This is a genomic window from Rhizobiales bacterium NRL2 (assembly GCA_001664005.1).
GTDB lineage: Bacteria > Pseudomonadota > Alphaproteobacteria > Minwuiales > Minwuiaceae > Minwuia.
In genome coordinates, this window is record CP016093.1 from 1457484 (window position 1) to 1473359 (window position 15876).

Consider the following 15876-nt stretch of genomic DNA (forward strand, 5'->3'; position numbering starts at 1 on the left):
TGGGAACGGAGAATGTCTGAGAACATGAGCGAAATCGGGGCGGACAGCCGCGACCGCATTACAGGCGAGGACCGCCGCCGCATCGGCGGCCGCTTTGGCGCCGGCAGGATCGTCCGGAAAAGCTGGAAGCCGCTGCTGATCGCGGTGGCGATCTTCGCGCTGCTCTACTATCCGATCGGCATGGCGTTGGTGCACGACATCGACGACGACCTTGACTTCAACACTGCGCCCGAGGCGCTGTCCGAGGGCCAGTCCCACGCCGTCCAGACGGTGGTCCGGCTGATCGAGCGCGAGATCGACGAGAACGCCTGGACGCCCAACGATCCGTGGTTCTATCCGTCGGCGGGGCTGGACAACATGCCCAACTACCAGCTCGGCATCGTCTCGGCGCTGAGTCGCTTTGGCGTCGAACTGCTCGACGAGATCGGCCGCGTGCGCGGCTCGTCCGGCGCCGACCCGGACCTGCAGAACGCGGCCGGCCGGCTAAAGATCTCCGGCGAGAAGTGGACGTGGGACCCGGCCGTCTCGATCTGGCCGCAGACCGCGGCCGAGAGCGAGTACCGTTCGGCGGTGCAGTCGCTCAGGCTCTACAACGACCGCCTCGCCAACGGCAACGCGGTGTTCGACCGGCGCGCCGACAATCTCCAGGTGGTCATCGAACGGGTCGCCAACGACCTCGGCTCGGCGAGCCAGGCGATCGACGACCATGTGCGCGAGCATGCCGGTGGCTGGTGGTTCGACTACCAAGTCGACGACGAGTTCTACCGCATCAAGGGCAAGGCCTACGCCTACTACCTGGTCATGCGCGACCTCGGTCGCGACTTCGACGGACTGATCGCCGAACGCAACCTGACGCGGCCCTGGAACGAGTTGATCGGTTCGATGCGCTATCTCGCCGGGCTCGATCCGCTGGTCGTGCTGAACGGCTCGCCCGACGGCCTGATCTTCCCGAACCATCTGGCGACGCAGGGCTTCTACCTGCTCAGGGTTCGGACCAAGCTGAAGGAAGTCAGCAACATTCTGTTGAAATGACGGGCGGCGGCCCGGCAGACTGATCGAAGAGACAACGGCCGGCAAGGCGACAGCATGAGCGGACCATCGGATGGGGGAAAGGCGCGCAACTTTCTCGTCGTCGTCGACGACACGCCGGAATGCCGGCTGGCGCTCCGCTTCGCCGCGCGGCGCGCCCGTTCGATGGAAGACGGGGGAGTCATGCTGCTTCGCGTCACCGAACCGCCGGACTTCCAGCACTGGATGGGCGTGGGCGAGCTGATGCGCGAAGAGGCGCGGGAGGAAGCCGAAGCGCTGCTCACCGACCTCGCCCATCAGGTGCAGCGCGATACGGGCATGACGCCCCAGTTCGTGATCCGCGAAGGCGATCTGGTCGAGCAGGTTGCGGGCGTGATCGACGAAGACATGACCATCCGCATCCTGGTGCTGGGCGCCTCGCCGGAATCCGGCGGCCCGGGCCCGCTGGTCCGGTTCTTCGCCGGCGACCGCGCCGGCTCCATGCGCATTCCGGTCACCGTCGTGCCCGGTACGCTGACCACCGATCAGGTGGACATGCTGAGCTGATATCCGACCTGTAGCGGATCCGCAGCCGCGTCAGGAGAGTCATGAGCGAACCGGAAGCAGAAGACCGTGACGCGGCCGCCATCGCGGCCATCAGACGCCGTCAGGACCGGTTCCTGACCGAGACCCTGCCCGGCGCGCTGGCGATGGTGAACCTGGAGGAGGCAGACGGTCCGGTGCCGGTCGAGGTCGCGCCCGGCAAGGACATCTTCGGGCGGACATGTGTGCTGCGCGTCGGCGGACGCGAGTGGCGCTTCTGGTTCGGGCTGAACGTGTTCCGGCTGTTCGCGATCCATTTCGTGCCGGTCGACCTGCAGAATCCGCTGTTCCGCGCCGCCCGCGAGCGCCACGAGGCCGAGGACTTCATCGACTGGCTGCGCCGGGACGTCTTCGCCTTCACCTTCGGCGGCGCGGAGAAGGTCGGCTATGACGTCAACTGGGAAGCCATCGAGGTCGATGGCCGGCGCTTCGTCTCGGTCTGGGCCGTGGCGCTGTGCGAGACGGACTTCCTGGAGCGGCCCGAACTGATGCTGTTCTGGGCGCAGGATCTGGCGATGATGACCGAGTCCTTCATCCGCAACGCCGTCCGCGCCGAACTGACCTTCGATCCGGCGGTGTCGCCCCGGCCGGTATGAGCCGGGGCGGACCACGGCCCGCGGTCCGCCCCGTTCCTGTCAGCCCGCCTGGCGGTAGCTTTCGCCGTTCTTACGCGCCAGATAGGCGCGGCTCATCGCCTGCAGCCTGTCGGAGGAGATCGCCTTCTCGGCCGCCGGAAACAGATCGTTCTGTTCGTCGCGGATGTGGTGCTCCAGCGCGTCCCGCAGCTCCTTGGCGACACCCATCCAGCGGTCGCCGATCGAACTCATGGCGGAGAGCCGGTCCAGCAGCATGTCGGCCTCGCGGTGCTCCTTCAGATCGTCGTTGATCTCGGCATCCAGACCGGTCGCCTTGCGGGCCTCGGGGTAGAATACCTCCTCCTCGAAGCTGGTGTGCAGTTCCAGTTCGTCCCGGACCTTGTCGAGGAGCTGGCGGCGGGTGTCGTCCTGGCTCTGGCTCGTGGAGAGCATGTCGTCCAGGGCGCTGAGCACCCGGTCATGGTCGTCCTTCAGGATCTCGGTGATGAATTGCATGGGTCTCGCTCCGGTTGTTTTCGTTCGCGTACTGCTCGGACGTTCGGCGGACGATCCGCAAGCGCGGAAGGCGGCCGGACCCGAGAGGTGGCCGGCAGGTCCGCCCGGTGCAAGGTGTCCTATCCGGACGCGTCTTCGACGAAACGCAGATGCTCGTCGGTCACCGATTGACGGGCCTCGCCATAGCCTTCCCAGGGATCCGACTTCAGCCGTTTCAGCCGCGCGTCGATATTGTCCAGCGTGTAGCGGTTCGCCCGGTCGATGCGGCCGAGTTCGTCCCAGCCGACCGGCGTCGCCACGGGCGCGCCCGCGCGGGCGCGGGGCGAATAGGGGGCGATGGCCGTGGCGCCACGCTCGTTGCGCAGCCAGTCGATGAAGATCCGGCCCTTGCGCTTCGCCTTGGAGGCCTGGGCCACGTAGCGGTCGGGATCGGCCTCGGCCATCCGGCGCGCCAGGCCGGCGGCGAAGGCCTTCACGTCGTCCCAGCCGCGCCGGCGCTGGATGGGTACGATGACGTGGATGCCCTTGCCGCCGGTGAGCATGGGATATGATGTCAGCCCCGCGCCTTCGAGGATGTCCTTCAGCTCCCGGGCGGCCGCGCGCACGTCCCGGAAATCCAGTCCCTCGTCCGGGTCGAGATCGAAGACGATCCGCTCCGGCCGGTCGATCCGGTCCTTGCGCGCGCCCCAGAGATGAAACTCCAGGGCGGCGATCTGCGCCGCCGCGACCAGCCCCCTGGCGTCGGAAATGACCAGGTGCCGTGCGGTCTTGCCGCCGCTTTCCTCGATCTCCACCCATCCGATCTCGTCCGGGGTCGAGGCGGTATGGTGCTGCTGGAAGAAGCACTCATCGTCGCGTCCGTCCGGACAGCGCACGAAGGTCAGCGGACGGTCCGCGAGCCAGGTCAGTATCCGTTCGGCATTGCCGTGCAGGTATTCGGCCACCCGGCGCTTGGTTGCTCCCTGCTCGGGGAACAGCACCTTGTCCGGACTGGTGATGCGGACGTTTTCCAGTTCCATCTCGTTCTCCCGGTCGCCGGACTGCCGTGAACCGGTGCGCACCTCGCGCGCCGCCTTGTCCTCGCGCAGGCCCTTGTAGCTGGGATGGCGCAACAGCCCGTCGCCGGTCATCTCGGTATAGGCGACCTGGGCGACCAGCTTCGGCGTGACCCAGACCGCGCCGCGCCGGGCTTCCGAGGGTGGATCGGCGAGGGGACAGGTCTTGCGCGACAGCCGGTCGAGCTTGCCGCCCAGTTCGTCGAAGTCCCGCGCGTCGTAGCCGGTGCCGACGCGCCCGCGATAGACCAGCTCGTCGCCGTCCCAGGCGCCCAGCAGCAGGGAGGAGAAGGGCCGGCCCTTCTTGTCGGACTTGCGGTAGCCGACGATGACGAACTCGTCGTCGCCGACGCATTTCGACTTCAGCCAGCCGCGCCCGCGGCCCGACTTGTAGGGCGCATCGGCCTTCTTCGACACGATGCCTTCCATGCCCATGTCGCAGGCCTTCTCGATGATCGCCTCGCCGGACCCTTCGATGTGGTCGCTGTAGCGCACGCGCTCGCCCTTCGCGGGGACGACGTCGGCCAGTTTCGCCTTTCGGTCCGTCAGGGGCGACTTGCGAAGGTCCTTTGCGTTCAGATGCAGCAGGTCGAAGACGTAGTAGCGAAGCGAAACATCGCCCTGGCGCTGGCTCTGCTGAAGCCGGGAGAAGTTGCTGTGGCCGCGGTCGTCCAGCGCGACCAACTCACCGTCCATGACCGCGTCGTCGATTTTCAGTTTCTTCAGCGCCCCGGCCACATCCGGATAGCGATCCGTCCAGTCCTTGCCGTTGCGGCTGATCAGGCGCACCTCGCCATCCTTGATCTGCGCCTGAATGCGATAGCCGTCATACTTGATCTCGTGCAGCCATTCCTCGCCTTCAGGCGGGTCGTCGACCAGGGTCGCCAGCTGAGGTTCGATGAATTCCAGGGCCATAGCGCCATTCTCCGTTCCGGCGTTCTTCCCCTTGCCCTTCGCGCGGGACGAACCGCCGCCCTGTCCCGAAGAGGAATTCTTCGGCTTCGTCGCGGCCCGGCCGCCGGGGCTGTAGCGTTTCCCCTTCTTCAGATCCTGGCCTTCGTCGGCGATGGTCTTCATCTTCCGCCGCGACTTCGCGCTGGTGGTCCAGCGCTCGCCGGGCTCGGTCTCCGGGTCTGCGTGGTCGTCCTTCTCCTTGACCAGCAGCCAGTTCTCCTTGTCGCCGTCCTTTCCCCCCTTCATGCGGACCAGCGCCCAACCGCCCTTCAGCCGGGCGCCCTTCAGGGTGAATTTCAGCTCGCCCTTCTCGAGGGCTTCGCGGGGATCGTCCTTCGCCTCCCATTCGCCGCGATCCCACAGCATGACGGTGCCGGCGCCGTAGCCCTTCGGGATCACGCCTTCGAAGCCGCCATAGTCGACCGGATGGTCCTCGGTGCGGACGGCGAGGCGCTTGTCGGACGGGTCGAGACTCGGCCCCTTCGGGATGGCCCAGCTCAGCAGCACGCCATCCAGTTCCAGGCGGAAATCGTAGTGGTGACGGCTGGCGTCGTGGGACTGGATGACATAGAGGCGCCCGTCGGTCTTGCTGACCGACCCCCGGGGTTCAGGGCTCTCGCGGAAGTCCCGCTTCGACTGGTAGGTTTTCAGATTGCGGGTGCTTGCCATGGCTCAGCCCGCCGCCTTCTTCCGTCCGCTCCCGCCCGCGGACCGGCGCTTGCTCCCGCCGGATTTCTTGCCCTTCTCCACGCTCTTCTTCAGCGCGTCCATCAGGTCGACGACATTGTCGCCGTCCTTGCCGCGGCGGCGCTCGTCGGAACCGGCCACGACCTTGCCCGAAGAGCGCTTCTCCTCGATCAGATCCCGCATCGCTTCGGCGTACTGGGAACGGAAATTCTCCGGCTCGAAGGGCGCCGTCTTGCGTTCGATGAGTTCGCCGGCGAGGTCCAGCATCTCCTTGTCCAGTTTCCTGTCCGGGATGTCGGCGAACACCCGGTCGCTCCTGCGGATCTCGTCGGCGTAGCGCAGCGTCTCCAGCAGCAGACCGTCGCCGCAGGGCTTCACCGCCACCACGTAGTCGCGGCCGCGCGCGGCCATCTGGCCCAGGCCCACCTTGCCGGCCTGGCGCAAGGCGTCGCGGATGACGCTGAAGCCCTCCTGCGCGACCTCGTCGTCGGCGGGAACCACATAGTAGGGCTTCTCGAAATAGCGCGGGTCGATTTCCGGGGCGTCGACGAACTGGACCAGTTCGATGGTGCGCCGGGTCTCGAGCTTCAGCGCGTCCAGCTCCTCGGGTTCGATCAGCACGTATTCGTCGCCGTCGACGGCGAAGCCCTTGACGATATCGTCGGCGTCGACGGGTCCGATGCCGGGCACCACCTTTTCGTGGCGGACCCGTTTGCCCGAAGGCTTGTGGATCTGATGCAGGGTGAGCCGCCCGGAGCGCTCGACGGCGGAGTAGAGCTCGACCGCAACGGTGACGAGCGACAGCCGGATATGTCCCTTCCAGTAGGCGCGCAGGGCCATGATGGCGGCCTCTTCGTTGTTGTTCTTCGGCCACCGCTCGGGAGCAGCCGCCTTGTACCGCCAACGCCACATGGGCATGTGCCCGGCACTGAAGAACCCCGACGCGATGTCGCGCCGGGGCGGGGCGACAGGAAGATGCGGGGGATGGAGGAATGGAGACCTTCTACGAACTCATCGGCCGCGGCGCCGAACCGATCGCGTGGTGGCAGATGTGCATCCGCGCGGCCATCATCCTGAGCTACGCCGTCGCGCTCTACCGGCTGATGCCCCGGCGGGCCTTCGGCAACAGCGCGGCGATCGACATCGCGGTCATGGTCATCGTGGGCTCCTGCCTCAGCCGGGCGCTGACGGGGACGGCGCCGCTGCTGCCGACGCTTGCCGCCATGGCGTTGTTCGCCGCGCTCTACGGGGGGCTTTCATGGGCCGCCTATTACAGCCGGTGGACTTCGAAGCTGGTGAAAGGCCGTTCCCTTCTGCTGGTGAAGGACGGGGAGGTGGATTGGACAGCGATGAGACTCGCCCAACTCGGCCATCGCGATCTGGAGGAGAACCTGCGGCAGAACGGCGTCGCGCAGATCGAAAGCGTGGCGGAGGCGCATCTGGAGCGGGATGGCTCGATCAGCGTCGTCCGCCGCGCCGAGCGATAGCCGGCGGCCGGCCGGACGCCGGCGGTGCGGCGCGCCATCGCGGGCGCTTCAAGCACACGCGCCGCCCGCCCATGTCGCATGCGTCCGCCGGACCAGTACTCAGGAAAACGGGAGACGCGCTCCATGCGACAGACCACGCTCTTCACGATCATCGCCTTCGCTCTGGCCATGCCGGCGCAGGCGCAGAAGGAAACCCAGCATCGCCTGCCTGCCAGCGTCATGGACGGGTTCTACGTCACACTGGCCGATATCCGCGCCAACAGCCGGACCGTCTTCGACGGCTTCGTGGGATCGGACGACGGGGTCGTGACCCGCGCCGAATTCGTCGGCAACCCGCTGCCGAGCAAGGCGGGGCCGGCAGGTCACAACCCCGAGCTCAGGCGGGAGGCGTTCGGACTGCTGGACGCCGACGATGATGACCGGCTCACCTATGCGGAGTGGAGCGCCCAGATCGACCGCGACGTCTCCTTCGCCGACGAGAACGAGGACGGCCGCATCTCGCTGACAGAACTGGCGGCCGCCCGCGAGAACATGGGCCTGGGCGACATGATCGGGATGCTGTTCTGATCGGGCTCAGTCTTCCCAGGCGCGGTGACAGACCGTGTACAGGAAGGTCGCTGACCAGGTGAGCAGCATGAAACCGCCGAGCGACTGCATCATCGCCACCATGCGAATCGGTCCGTAGGCATCGATCTGCGTGTAGCCGAGCGTGACGAAGTTGATGCCGGAAAAATAGATCAGCCCGCGCCAGGTCTCGCCGGGATTCGCCGCCAGGCTGCCGATCCAGTCCATCTGGAGGAGCAGGTGATAGGCTCCGGCGAAAGCCAGTATCTCGGCGGAATGCAGCGCAAGCAGACCGGTGAACACACCGATGATGGCGGCTTGCGGGCGGCTGTCCACGCCGGGCGTGATCCATCGGATCAACAAGAGCCCGTAATTGTGGGCGGCGCCGACCAGCGCCACCAGTACAAATCCGATCGCCAGCGCCATTGTCCGATCCTCCGCGCAGAAGCCGTTTGCGTAGCCAGATACGGCCCCCGGTCAGGATTTGAAGGCCGGACGGGGGGCGAGCCAGATCGCCGCAGCGCGTTGAATCGGGCGTCACGGGGCAGACATGCGACGGATGCTGAAAGGAAAACGATCCTCCATCTTCGCCCTTCTTGTCTGTCTGCTTCCCGCGCCGGCGCTGGCGCAGAACGCCGTTGGCGGCGACTGCGGGCCGGCCGACGGAGAACAGACCGCCTTCATCCGGGACGGCGCCGTCAGCCGCGCCCTTCACGCCCGGTTGAACGCTTGCGGACCGTTCGCCGTCGACGGTCACGCCCTTGACCGGCAGGCGCTCGCAGCGTTCTACCGCGATCGAGGCTACCAGCCGCTCTGGGTCGGCGAGCAGGGCGCCTTGCCCGCTGCCCGGACCCTGCTGGAGCAGATCCGCAAGGCCGACCGGGATCTGCTGCAACCCGGCGACTATGCGCCCGACGCCATCGCCGCGCGCCTCGATGCGCAGCGTCCAGCCGGGCTGGCCGAACTCGAATTGCTGGCCAGCCACGCCTTCGCCGAATACGGCGTCGATCTGGACCGGGGATCCGTCTCGTCGGAGATGAACTTCCTCAATGACGCCGTGGCGCCGAGAGACGCCTCCTACGGGTCGATCCTCGACCGCGCCGCCGGGGCGGCCTCTCTTGAACGCTTCGTCCGCGACCGGCGGGATCTCAACCCGATCTATGTCGGGCTGCGGGACGGCCTGCCGCAGCTTCGCCGCGAGCAGGAGGCGCAGGATCGGGTGACCATTCCCGACGGCCCCGTGGTCGCCCGGGGGGAGCGGGATGAGCGGGTGCCGCTGCTGCGCCAGCGGCTGGGCCTCCAGCCGCCGCAGGACGCGTCGGAGAGCGATCTCTACACGGCCGATCTCGCCCAGGCGGTGGAGCGTTTTCAGCAGGCCAACGGCCTCGCCGCCGACGGGCTGCTGGGCCCGAACACCCGTGCGGTCCTCAACACCAGCCTGCAGGACCGCGTGCGCATCGCCCGGCTGAACCTGGAGCGCGCGCGCTGGCTGCCCAGGGAGATGGGCGAGCGCCATATCGTGGTGGATATCCCCGGCTTCCGGGTGCGTCTGTTCGAGGATGGCCGCCAGGTCGCCTCCATGCGCGCCATCGTGGGTCAGGAATACAACCGCACGCCGCCCTTCGCGGACCGCGCCGAGTACATCCAGGTCAATCCCTACTGGAACGTTCCCAACTCGATCCTGACGAACGAGATCGCGCCGAAGATGCTGGATGATCCGGGCTACCTGGCCGAGAACAACATGGAGGTGCTCTCCGGCTGGGGTGGCGGCGCGCATGTACTGGACCCGTCGCGGGTGAACTGGCGCGCGGCCTCGCGCGGCGACGCCGGCTTCCGCGTGCGCCAGCGGCCCGGGCCGGAGAACGCGCTTGGGCAGGTGAAGTTCATGTTTCCCAACCGCTATTCGATCTACCTGCACGACACGCCGCATCAGGAGCTGTTCGAGAAGAGCCGCCGTACCTTCAGCCATGGCTGCATCCGCGTGGAGGAGCCCATGCGTCTGGCCGAGTTCCTGCTGCAGGACACGTCCGGCGCCGGGCGGGAGGACGTCGCCCGTCTGATCGCCTCCGGCGAGCGCGAGCGTATCGGCCTCGACGCCCGGGTGCCGGTCTACATCACCTATTTCACCGCCTGGCCGGCGGCCGACGGCAGCATCGAATTCCGGCCCGACGTCTATGGCCGGGACGCCGAACTGCGCGACCAGATGTTCGAGTGAGGCGTGGTCTCCGTCACATAACCGGAGCTTGTTCTTCGGACATCTTGTAATAGCTATACGGGATGGGCTCGCAGCTTGATCTCCTGACGCCGGAAATTGTCTCGCTCCACGACTATTGGCGCTCCAAGGCCGAAGCCGACCGCCCGCCTGCGCGCCGTGACATCGATCCGATGGAACTGGCGCCGGCGCTGCTTCCCCATATCGGCCTGATCGACGTCGTCCGGGACGGCGGCGCGCTGCGTTTCCGCTACCGTCTCATCGGAACCGCGATGGTGGATCTGTTCGGCGAGGATTTCACCGGCACGTTCGCCGACGAGAGCAAGACAGGCGCCTATGGCGCCTATCTCCACGATCTCTACAGCCAAGCCGTGCTGGGTCCGGCCGCGGTCGCTTCGGTGGCGCGTTTCGGCTTCCGCGGCTCGAACCGGCGCGTCGACCGGTCCTTCCTGAGGATGGAGCGGCTGATCCTGCCGCTTTGCGTGGGCGAGGATGTGGGGATGCTGCTGTTCAGCAGCGTCGTCATGCCGGCCGCCCTGGAGGACGGGCGGGGCGCGCCGGCGTTCCGGCAAGCCAGCCTGCTCGGCTTCGACGAAACCTGCCGCCGTGTCGCGCCGCTCGTGGCCGAAGCAGGACGGGTCGCCTGACGGCGCGAGGCGATATCGGAAGGATGGAATTGGAGCGGGCGATGAGATTCGAACTCACGACCCCAACCTTGGCAAGGTTGTGCTCTACCCCTGAGCTACGCCCGCGTGAGAGGCCGTCGAAATAGGATATTTCCGGAAGCCATGCAAGGCTCTTTTTTGCCCTGCCGGGGATGTCCGGCGGGTGACGCCGCGTCGGCCTCAGGCGCCGGGGTCGCCCGGCCCCCGGCCGGTGGTTGCGACGCCCCGCTCGGCCAGCAGCAGCTTCACCTCGGCGACCACGTCCTTCAGGTGAAAGGGCTTCGACAGAACCTTGGCGGCGTGCTTGCCCTGGCGGTGGGACTGCATGGCGACGGCGGCGAAGCCGGTGATGAACATGACCCGGATGCCGGGATCGGCGCGCTCCGCGCGGCGTGCGAGTTCGATGCCGTCCAGTTCCGGCATGACGATGTCGGCGAGCAGCAGGTCGAACTTGTCGGGGCCCAGGTGCATCAGGGCTTCCATGCCGTCGCGGACCGAGACGACGTCGTGCCCGTCGCGCCGCAGCGCCCGCGCCAGATAGGGCCGGAGCGAGTTGTCGTCCTCAGCCAGAAGTATCCGCGCCATGTGACTTCCCCTTGGCGTGACCGCGCTCGGCCGCGTGTTTCCCTCGGCCGCAACGATAACGCCGTTCGGTGGTCGAAGGGAACGGTTTGCGAGCCGGCACCCCGCGTCCTATCATCGAATTGGCCATGATTTCGTTAATGCCGCCGCCGCGCATTCCAGCAACGGATTCCGATGCAGATCGACCCCAGCCATAGCCTGATCGACCCGCCGGTCGACGTGCGCCTTCCCGACGTCCAGACGATGCCCGTCGTGCTGGCCTCGCCCCATTCGGGATCGACCTATCCGCCGGAGTTCCTGGCCGCCTCGCGGCTGGACCGCTACGCCATCCGGAAATCGGAAGACAGCTTCGTCGACGAGATCTTCATGCCCGCGGCCGACCGCGGCGCGCCGCTGCTCAGGGCGCTGTTTCCGCGCGCCTATTGCGACGTCAACCGGGAGCCCTACGAGCTCGATCCGAAGATGTTCTCCGACGCCTTGCCGGCCCATGCCAACACCAGTTCGCTGCGGGTCGCGGGCGGACTCGGAACCATCGCCCGCGTGGTCTCCAGCGGCGAGGACATCTACCATTCGAAGCTGAGCTACGCGGAGGCGGAGCGGCGGATCCGGCGCTATTACCGGCCCTATCACGACGCGCTGTCGACCATGGTGCAGGACACCTTCGCCAGCTTCGGCGTCTGCATCATCATTGATTGCCATTCCATGCCGTCCCAGGCGCTGCCCACGGAGCGCCGGCGCGCCGGCGAGCGCCCCGACATCGTGCTCGGCGACCGTTTCGGCACCTCCTGCGCCCGGGGTCTGAGCGACCTGGCGCACGAGTTCCTTTCGGCCCGCGGCTATGCGGTCAGCCGCAACGCGCCCTATGCGGGCGGTTTCTGCACCACCCATTACGGCCGGCCCGCCGCAGGGCTGCACGCGCTGCAGATCGAGATCAACCGCGCGATCTACATGGATGAATCGCGCTACCGGCGATTGCCGCGGATGACGCGGTTGGCGGGGGACCTGGCCGACATGGTCGAGACGCTCGGCCGGATCGAGAGCTGGAGCATGCGTTCGGCGGCGGAGTAGCCCCTCGGGGCGCCGCCGGTTCCCGAGTCCCGTTCGCGAACAGCCGCCGGTCGCGGCTTGCGCAACGCAGCATAGTTCGGGGGCGACACACCGGTCGAGGGCAGAAAAAAGGGCCGTTCCCGTGAGGGAACGGCCCAAGTCTAGGGAGGAAACGCCCGAAAATCGGGCTGCGATAGCCACCAATCAAGCGACTACCACGGTCGAAAGTTTATCTCGCATCTGCGAGATTGCGCAAGAAGAATCGTGCTGCAGCGCGAAAAACACGTCCCGGATTCGAAAGGACGCCGCGTCACGCTGCACCGCCGCAATGCAGCGCCCCTGACTGGCCCGGGCCTTGCTTGAGGCATGGCAGTTCGTCTGTATCCGGAGTTCCCTCATGCACCTGTTGCGTACCGTCATGACCCTCTTCTGCCTGGCCGCGCCGGCTGCCGCCGCGGCGCTTGGCGATCCCGCGGACGGCGCGCGCGCCGGGATCTGCCGCGATGCGGCGCTGCTGGCCGAGAAACGCCACAACATCCCCGCCGGTCTGCTGGCGGCGATCGCGGTCGTGGAATCGGGGCGGACGCTGCCGGACGGGGCAGAAAAGACTGCCTGGCCGTGGACAATTAATGCCGAGGGGACGGGCCACTGGTTCGAGACCCGCGAAGAGGCCATGGCCAAGGTCGAGCGTCTGAAGTCGGAGGGGGTCAGAAGCATCGACATCGGCTGCATGCAGGTGAACCAGAAGTATCACCCGGACGCGTTCGGGGATCTGCGGCAGGCCTTCACGCCGATCGTGAACGCGGACTACGCCGCACGGTTCCTCAAGGAGTTGTTCGAGGAGACGCGTTCATGGTCACGGGCCGTCTCCTTCTATCACAGCCGCACGCCCGAACGCGCCCTGCGCTACCGCAAGCTGGTGATGGACGCCTGGAACACCGAGCGGGTGCACGCCCTTGACGCCGGCCGCGCCGACGTGCTCGCGCGCACCGGCCGCAACCGGGCCGCCGCAAGCGGATTGCGCATCCGCCGCGGCTCGACGGTCTATTTCCGTTCGGGCGGCAATACGGTGCGCGTCCGCCGATACTGACGGGACGGCGGGCGGCTCAGGCCGCGCCGTGGCAGTGCTTGTACTTCTTGCCCGAACCGCACGGGCAGGGGGCATTGCGGCGGACGCGACCCCAGCTTGAAGGATCGTCGGGGTTGGCGGCTTCGGCCTTTCGCCGCACCACGGTCTGGGTGTCGCCCTGCTCCGCGGCGGCAGCGTCATCGACGCCGCCGGCTTCCGGATGGACGGCCACCAGTTCGTCCTGCGAAGGCCCGCGCGGCTGCGGCACGGCCTGTTCCGGCTCGTCCATCCTGAGTTCGAGGTTGGACAGGGCGCCCGTCACGGTCTCGCGCATGCGGTTCAGCATGCCCTCGAACAACTCGAACGCCTCGGCCTTGTACTCGTTCAGCGGATCACGCTGGGCGTAGGCGCGAAGGCCGACCGCCTGGCGCAGGAAGTCGAGCTGCTGCAGGTGTTCCTTCCACGTCTGGTCGAGAATCTGCAGCAGCAGGCTTTTCTCGACCATGCGCATGATCGCCGGCGTATAGCGCGCGGCCTTCTCCGCCATGTGGCGGTCGACGGCGTTGTTCACCCGATCGACGATTTCCTCGTCGGCGATGCCTTCCTCGCCGGCCCAGTCGCCGATCGGCAGGTCCAGGCCGAAGATGCGCCGGATCTCCTCCTCCAGCCCCTGCGTGTCCCACTGCTCGGGATAGGCGTTGGGCGGGATATGCCGGGCGACGACGCTGTCCACGGTCTCGCGCCGCATGTCGACGACCGTCTCCGAGACGTCCTCGGCATCCATGAGTTCCAGGCGCTGTTCGTAGATGACCTTGCGCTGGTCGTTCATCACGTCGTCGAACTTCAGCAGGTTCTTGCGGATGTCGTAGTTGCGCGCCTCGACCTTCTGCTGCGCCTTCTCCAGCGCCTTGTTGATCCAGGGATGGACGATGGCCTCGCCCTCCTTCAGGCCCAGACGCCGCAGCATGGTGTCCATGCGCTCCGAGCCGAAGATGCGCATCAGGTCGTCTTCCAGGCTGAGGAAGAAGCGCGATGCGCCCGGGTCGCCCTGACGGCCAGAACGGCCGCGGAGCTGGTTGTCGATGCGCCGGCTCTCGTGGCGTTCGGTGCCGACCACGAACAGCCCGCCCGCCTCGATGACCTTGCGGCGGTCTTCCTCGACCTCGCGGCGGATCTTCTCCTCCAGTTCCGGACGCTTGCTTTCGTCCTTCACGTCCTCGAGTTCGTTGGCCAGCCGCATGTCCAGATTGCCGCCCAGCTGGATGTCGGTGCCGCGTCCGGCCATGTTGGTGGCGATGGTGACGGCTTCCGATCGGCCCGCCAGCGCAATGATCTGCGCCTCCTGTTCGTGATGGCGCGCGTTCAGGACGTTGTGCTTGATCTTGCGCTGTTTCAGCAGCTCCGACAGCGTCTCCGACTTCTCGATGGATACCGTGCCGACCAGCACCGGCTGGCCGCGCTTCTGGCAGTCGTCGATCAGATCGATGATCGCGTGGTATTTCTCCTGGGCGCTGCGGTAGACCTCGTCGTCCTGATCGTCGCGGGCGACGGGGACGTTGGTCGGGATCTCGACCACGGGCAGCTTGTAGATCTGCTCGAACTCGTCCGCCTCGGTCGATGCCGTGCCGGTCATGCCGGCCAGCTTGTCGTAGCTGCGGAAGTAGTTCTGGAAGGTGATCGACGCCAGCGTCTGGTTTTCCGGCTGGATGGTGACCTGTTCCTTCGCCTCCAGCGCCTGGTGCAGGCCCTCCGAGTAGCGGCGGCCCTCCATCATGCGGCCGGTGAACTCGTCGATGATGACCACCCTGTCGTCGCGCACGATGTAGTCCGTGTCCCGGCTGAACAGCTTGTGCGCCCTCAGCGCCTGGTTGACATGGTGGACGACGGTGACGTTCTCCATGTCGTAGAGGCTGGGGCTGTGCAGCATCTCCAGCTCCGCCAGCCGGCTCTCCATGAACTCCTGGCCTTCCTCGGTCAGGGTGGCGGCGCGGGCCTTCTCGTCGACCTCGAAATGCTCGTCGGACAGTTCGAGGATCAGCGGATCGATGGTCTTGTAGAGCGTCGACGAGCCCTCGGCCGGGCCGGAGATGATCAGCGGCGTCCGGGCCTCGTCGACCAGGATCGAATCGACCTCGTCGACGATGGCGAAGTGGTGGCCGCGCTGCACCATCTCGCCGCGGCTGAACTTCATGTTGTCGCGCAGATAGTCGAAGCCGAGCTCGTTGTTCGTGGCGTAGGTGACGTCGGCGGCGTAGGCCTGGCGGCGTTCGGCGTCATTCAGGCCGTTGACGATGCAGCCGACCGTCAGGCCCAGGAAGCCATAGATCTCGCCCATCCATTCGCTGTCGCGGCGGGCCAGGTAGTCGTTGACGGTGACCACATGGACGCCCTTGCCCGTGAGGGCGTTGAGCACCACGGGCAGTGTCGCCACCAGCGTCTTGCCCTCGCCCGTCTTCATCTCGGCGATCCGGCCTTCGTGCATGGCCATGCCGCCGACGATCTGTACGTCGAAGTGGCGCTGCCCCAGGGTGCGTTTCGCCGCCTCGCGGACAATGGCGAAGGTCTCGGGCAACAGGTCGTCCAGGGCGCGGCCGCCGGCCACCTCCGTCTTCATCTCCTGAATGCGCTGGCGCAGTTCCTCGTCGGATTTCGCCTCGATTTCGGGTTCCAGCGCGGAGATCGGCTCCACGCGCTTGAGATAGGTCTTGATGATACGGTCGTTGGGCGTACCGAAGATTTTCCGGGCGATGGCGCCGAGCATGAAATGTATCCCTGAATGCCGGCCCTCCGGAGGGCGTGAATCAACGTGAAATGCCGGGCGGAGGCCGGGAGAACTGCGTGTGCGTGACATA

The 15876-nt window shown here is 66.8% G+C and carries 15 protein-coding genes and 1 tRNA gene; 9 read left to right on the forward strand and 7 right to left on the reverse strand.

What is annotated here, in order from left to right; translation table 11 throughout:
• Positions 1–24: 24 nt before the first annotated feature.
• Genes TEF_06720 through TEF_06730 form a run of 3 tightly spaced genes read left to right on the forward strand, consistent with a single transcriptional unit; the run spans position 25 to position 2207 of the window.
• Entirely contained in the window at positions 25–1032 is a 1008-nt protein-coding gene (locus tag TEF_06720; protein ID ANK80524.1) for a hypothetical protein, read from the forward strand.
• Positions 1033–1086: 54 nt separating this feature from the next.
• Entirely contained in the window at positions 1087–1575 is a 489-nt protein-coding gene (locus TEF_06725; GenBank protein ANK80525.1) for a hypothetical protein, read from the forward strand.
• 41 nt (positions 1576–1616) lie between these two features.
• Positions 1617–2207 carry a hypothetical protein gene (locus TEF_06730; GenBank protein ANK80526.1) on the forward strand — a complete coding sequence of 197 codons (591 nt, stop codon included), beginning with the start codon at positions 1617–1619 and terminating at the stop codon, positions 2205–2207.
• A 39-nt stretch (positions 2208–2246) separates the two neighbouring features.
• Here the strand turns inward: TEF_06730 and TEF_06735 are convergent, their stop codons facing one another.
• From TEF_06735 to TEF_06745, 3 genes are all read right to left on the reverse strand, one after another.
• Positions 2247–2702, reverse strand: coding sequence for a hypothetical protein (locus TEF_06735; GenBank protein ANK80527.1), 456 nt, complete (start codon positions 2700–2702; stop codon positions 2247–2249).
• Positions 2703–2821: 119 nt separating this feature from the next.
• Complete coding sequence (locus tag TEF_06740) at positions 2822–5380, reverse strand: ATP-dependent DNA ligase (protein ANK80528.1); 2559 nt, start codon at positions 5378–5380, stop codon at positions 2822–2824.
• A gap of 3 nt (positions 5381–5383) precedes the next feature.
• Complete coding sequence (locus tag TEF_06745; protein ANK83321.1) at positions 5384–6238, reverse strand: Ku protein; 855 nt, start codon at positions 6236–6238, stop codon at positions 5384–5386.
• A gap of 152 nt (positions 6239–6390) precedes the next feature.
• On the opposite strand from TEF_06745, the gene TEF_06750 reads away from it, so the two are divergent.
• The gene (locus TEF_06750; GenBank protein ANK80529.1) at positions 6391–6885 is read left to right on the forward strand and encodes a hypothetical protein; all 495 of its coding nucleotides are present in this window, start codon (positions 6391–6393) and stop codon (positions 6883–6885) included.
• Between the two features lie 123 nt (positions 6886–7008).
• Positions 7009–7452, forward strand: a complete 444-nt coding sequence (locus TEF_06755; GenBank protein ANK80530.1) for a hypothetical protein — start codon at positions 7009–7011, stop codon at positions 7450–7452.
• Positions 7453–7458: 6 nt separating this feature from the next.
• Here TEF_06755 and TEF_06760 read toward each other — a convergent pair whose 3' ends face one another.
• On the reverse strand, positions 7459–7875 hold the full coding sequence (locus TEF_06760) for a hypothetical protein (GenBank protein ANK80531.1): 417 nt from the start codon (positions 7873–7875) through the stop codon (positions 7459–7461).
• Between the two features lie 133 nt (positions 7876–8008).
• On the opposite strand from TEF_06760, the gene TEF_06765 reads away from it, so the two are divergent.
• Positions 8009–9664: a hypothetical protein gene (locus TEF_06765; protein ANK80532.1), complete on the forward strand. Its 1656-nt coding sequence runs from the start codon at positions 8009–8011 to the stop codon at positions 9662–9664.
• A gap of 62 nt (positions 9665–9726) precedes the next feature.
• Complete coding sequence (locus TEF_06770; GenBank protein ID ANK80533.1) at positions 9727–10308, forward strand: hypothetical protein; 582 nt, start codon at positions 9727–9729, stop codon at positions 10306–10308.
• Between the two features lie 30 nt (positions 10309–10338).
• On the opposite strand, the gene TEF_06775 is transcribed toward TEF_06770, so the two are convergent.
• Both TEF_06775 and TEF_06780 read right to left on the reverse strand, forming a co-directional pair.
• A tRNA-Gly gene (locus TEF_06775) sits at positions 10339–10413 on the reverse strand.
• A 93-nt stretch (positions 10414–10506) separates the two neighbouring features.
• Positions 10507–10911 (reverse strand): hypothetical protein, encoded by a 405-nt coding sequence (locus TEF_06780; protein ID ANK80534.1) that lies wholly within the window; start codon positions 10909–10911, stop codon positions 10507–10509.
• A 171-nt stretch (positions 10912–11082) separates the two neighbouring features.
• On the opposite strand from TEF_06780, the gene TEF_06785 reads away from it, so the two are divergent.
• Together TEF_06785 and TEF_06790 are read left to right on the forward strand one after the other, a co-directional pair.
• The gene (locus TEF_06785) at positions 11083–11976 is read left to right on the forward strand and encodes an N-formylglutamate amidohydrolase (protein ANK80535.1); all 894 of its coding nucleotides are present in this window, start codon (positions 11083–11085) and stop codon (positions 11974–11976) included.
• A gap of 397 nt (positions 11977–12373) precedes the next feature.
• On the forward strand, positions 12374–13045 hold the full coding sequence (locus TEF_06790) for a hypothetical protein (GenBank protein ID ANK80536.1): 672 nt from the start codon (positions 12374–12376) through the stop codon (positions 13043–13045).
• A 16-nt stretch (positions 13046–13061) separates the two neighbouring features.
• On the opposite strand, the gene TEF_06795 is transcribed toward TEF_06790, so the two are convergent.
• Positions 13062–15785, reverse strand: coding sequence for a preprotein translocase subunit SecA (locus tag TEF_06795; GenBank protein ANK80537.1), 2724 nt, complete (start codon positions 15783–15785; stop codon positions 13062–13064).
• Between the last annotated feature and the right edge of the window lie 91 nt (positions 15786–15876).

Bases quoted from the DNA above. Each gene is read 5' to 3' on its own strand.
- TEF_06720 (ANK80524.1), top strand. From the start codon at position 25: ATGAGCGAAATCGGGGCGGACAGCCGCGACCGCATTACAGGCGAGGAC.
- TEF_06725 (ANK80525.1), top strand. From the start codon at position 1,087: ATGAGCGGACCATCGGATGGGGGAAAGGCGCGCAACTTTCTCGTCGTC.
- TEF_06760 (ANK80531.1), bottom strand. From the start codon at position 7,875: ATGGCGCTGGCGATCGGATTTGTACTGGTGGCGCTGGTCGGCGCCGCC.
- TEF_06755 (ANK80530.1), top strand. From the start codon at position 7,009: ATGCGACAGACCACGCTCTTCACGATCATCGCCTTCGCTCTGGCCATG.
- TEF_06765 (ANK80532.1), top strand. From the start codon at position 8,009: ATGCTGAAAGGAAAACGATCCTCCATCTTCGCCCTTCTTGTCTGTCTG.
- TEF_06735 (ANK80527.1), bottom strand. From the start codon at position 2,702: ATGCAATTCATCACCGAGATCCTGAAGGACGACCATGACCGGGTGCTC.
- TEF_06750 (ANK80529.1), top strand. From the start codon at position 6,391: ATGGAGACCTTCTACGAACTCATCGGCCGCGGCGCCGAACCGATCGCG.
- TEF_06795 (ANK80537.1), bottom strand. From the start codon at position 15,785: ATGCTCGGCGCCATCGCCCGGAAAATCTTCGGTACGCCCAACGACCGT.
- TEF_06785 (ANK80535.1), top strand. From the start codon at position 11,083: ATGCAGATCGACCCCAGCCATAGCCTGATCGACCCGCCGGTCGACGTG.
- TEF_06790 (ANK80536.1), top strand. From the start codon at position 12,374: ATGACCCTCTTCTGCCTGGCCGCGCCGGCTGCCGCCGCGGCGCTTGGC.
- TEF_06740 (ANK80528.1), bottom strand. From the start codon at position 5,380: ATGGCAAGCACCCGCAATCTGAAAACCTACCAGTCGAAGCGGGACTTC.
- TEF_06730 (ANK80526.1), top strand. From the start codon at position 1,617: ATGAGCGAACCGGAAGCAGAAGACCGTGACGCGGCCGCCATCGCGGCC.
- TEF_06780 (ANK80534.1), bottom strand. From the start codon at position 10,911: ATGGCGCGGATACTTCTGGCTGAGGACGACAACTCGCTCCGGCCCTAT.
- TEF_06770 (ANK80533.1), top strand. From the start codon at position 9,727: ATGGGCTCGCAGCTTGATCTCCTGACGCCGGAAATTGTCTCGCTCCAC.
- TEF_06745 (ANK83321.1), bottom strand. From the start codon at position 6,238: ATGGCCCTGCGCGCCTACTGGAAGGGACATATCCGGCTGTCGCTCGTC.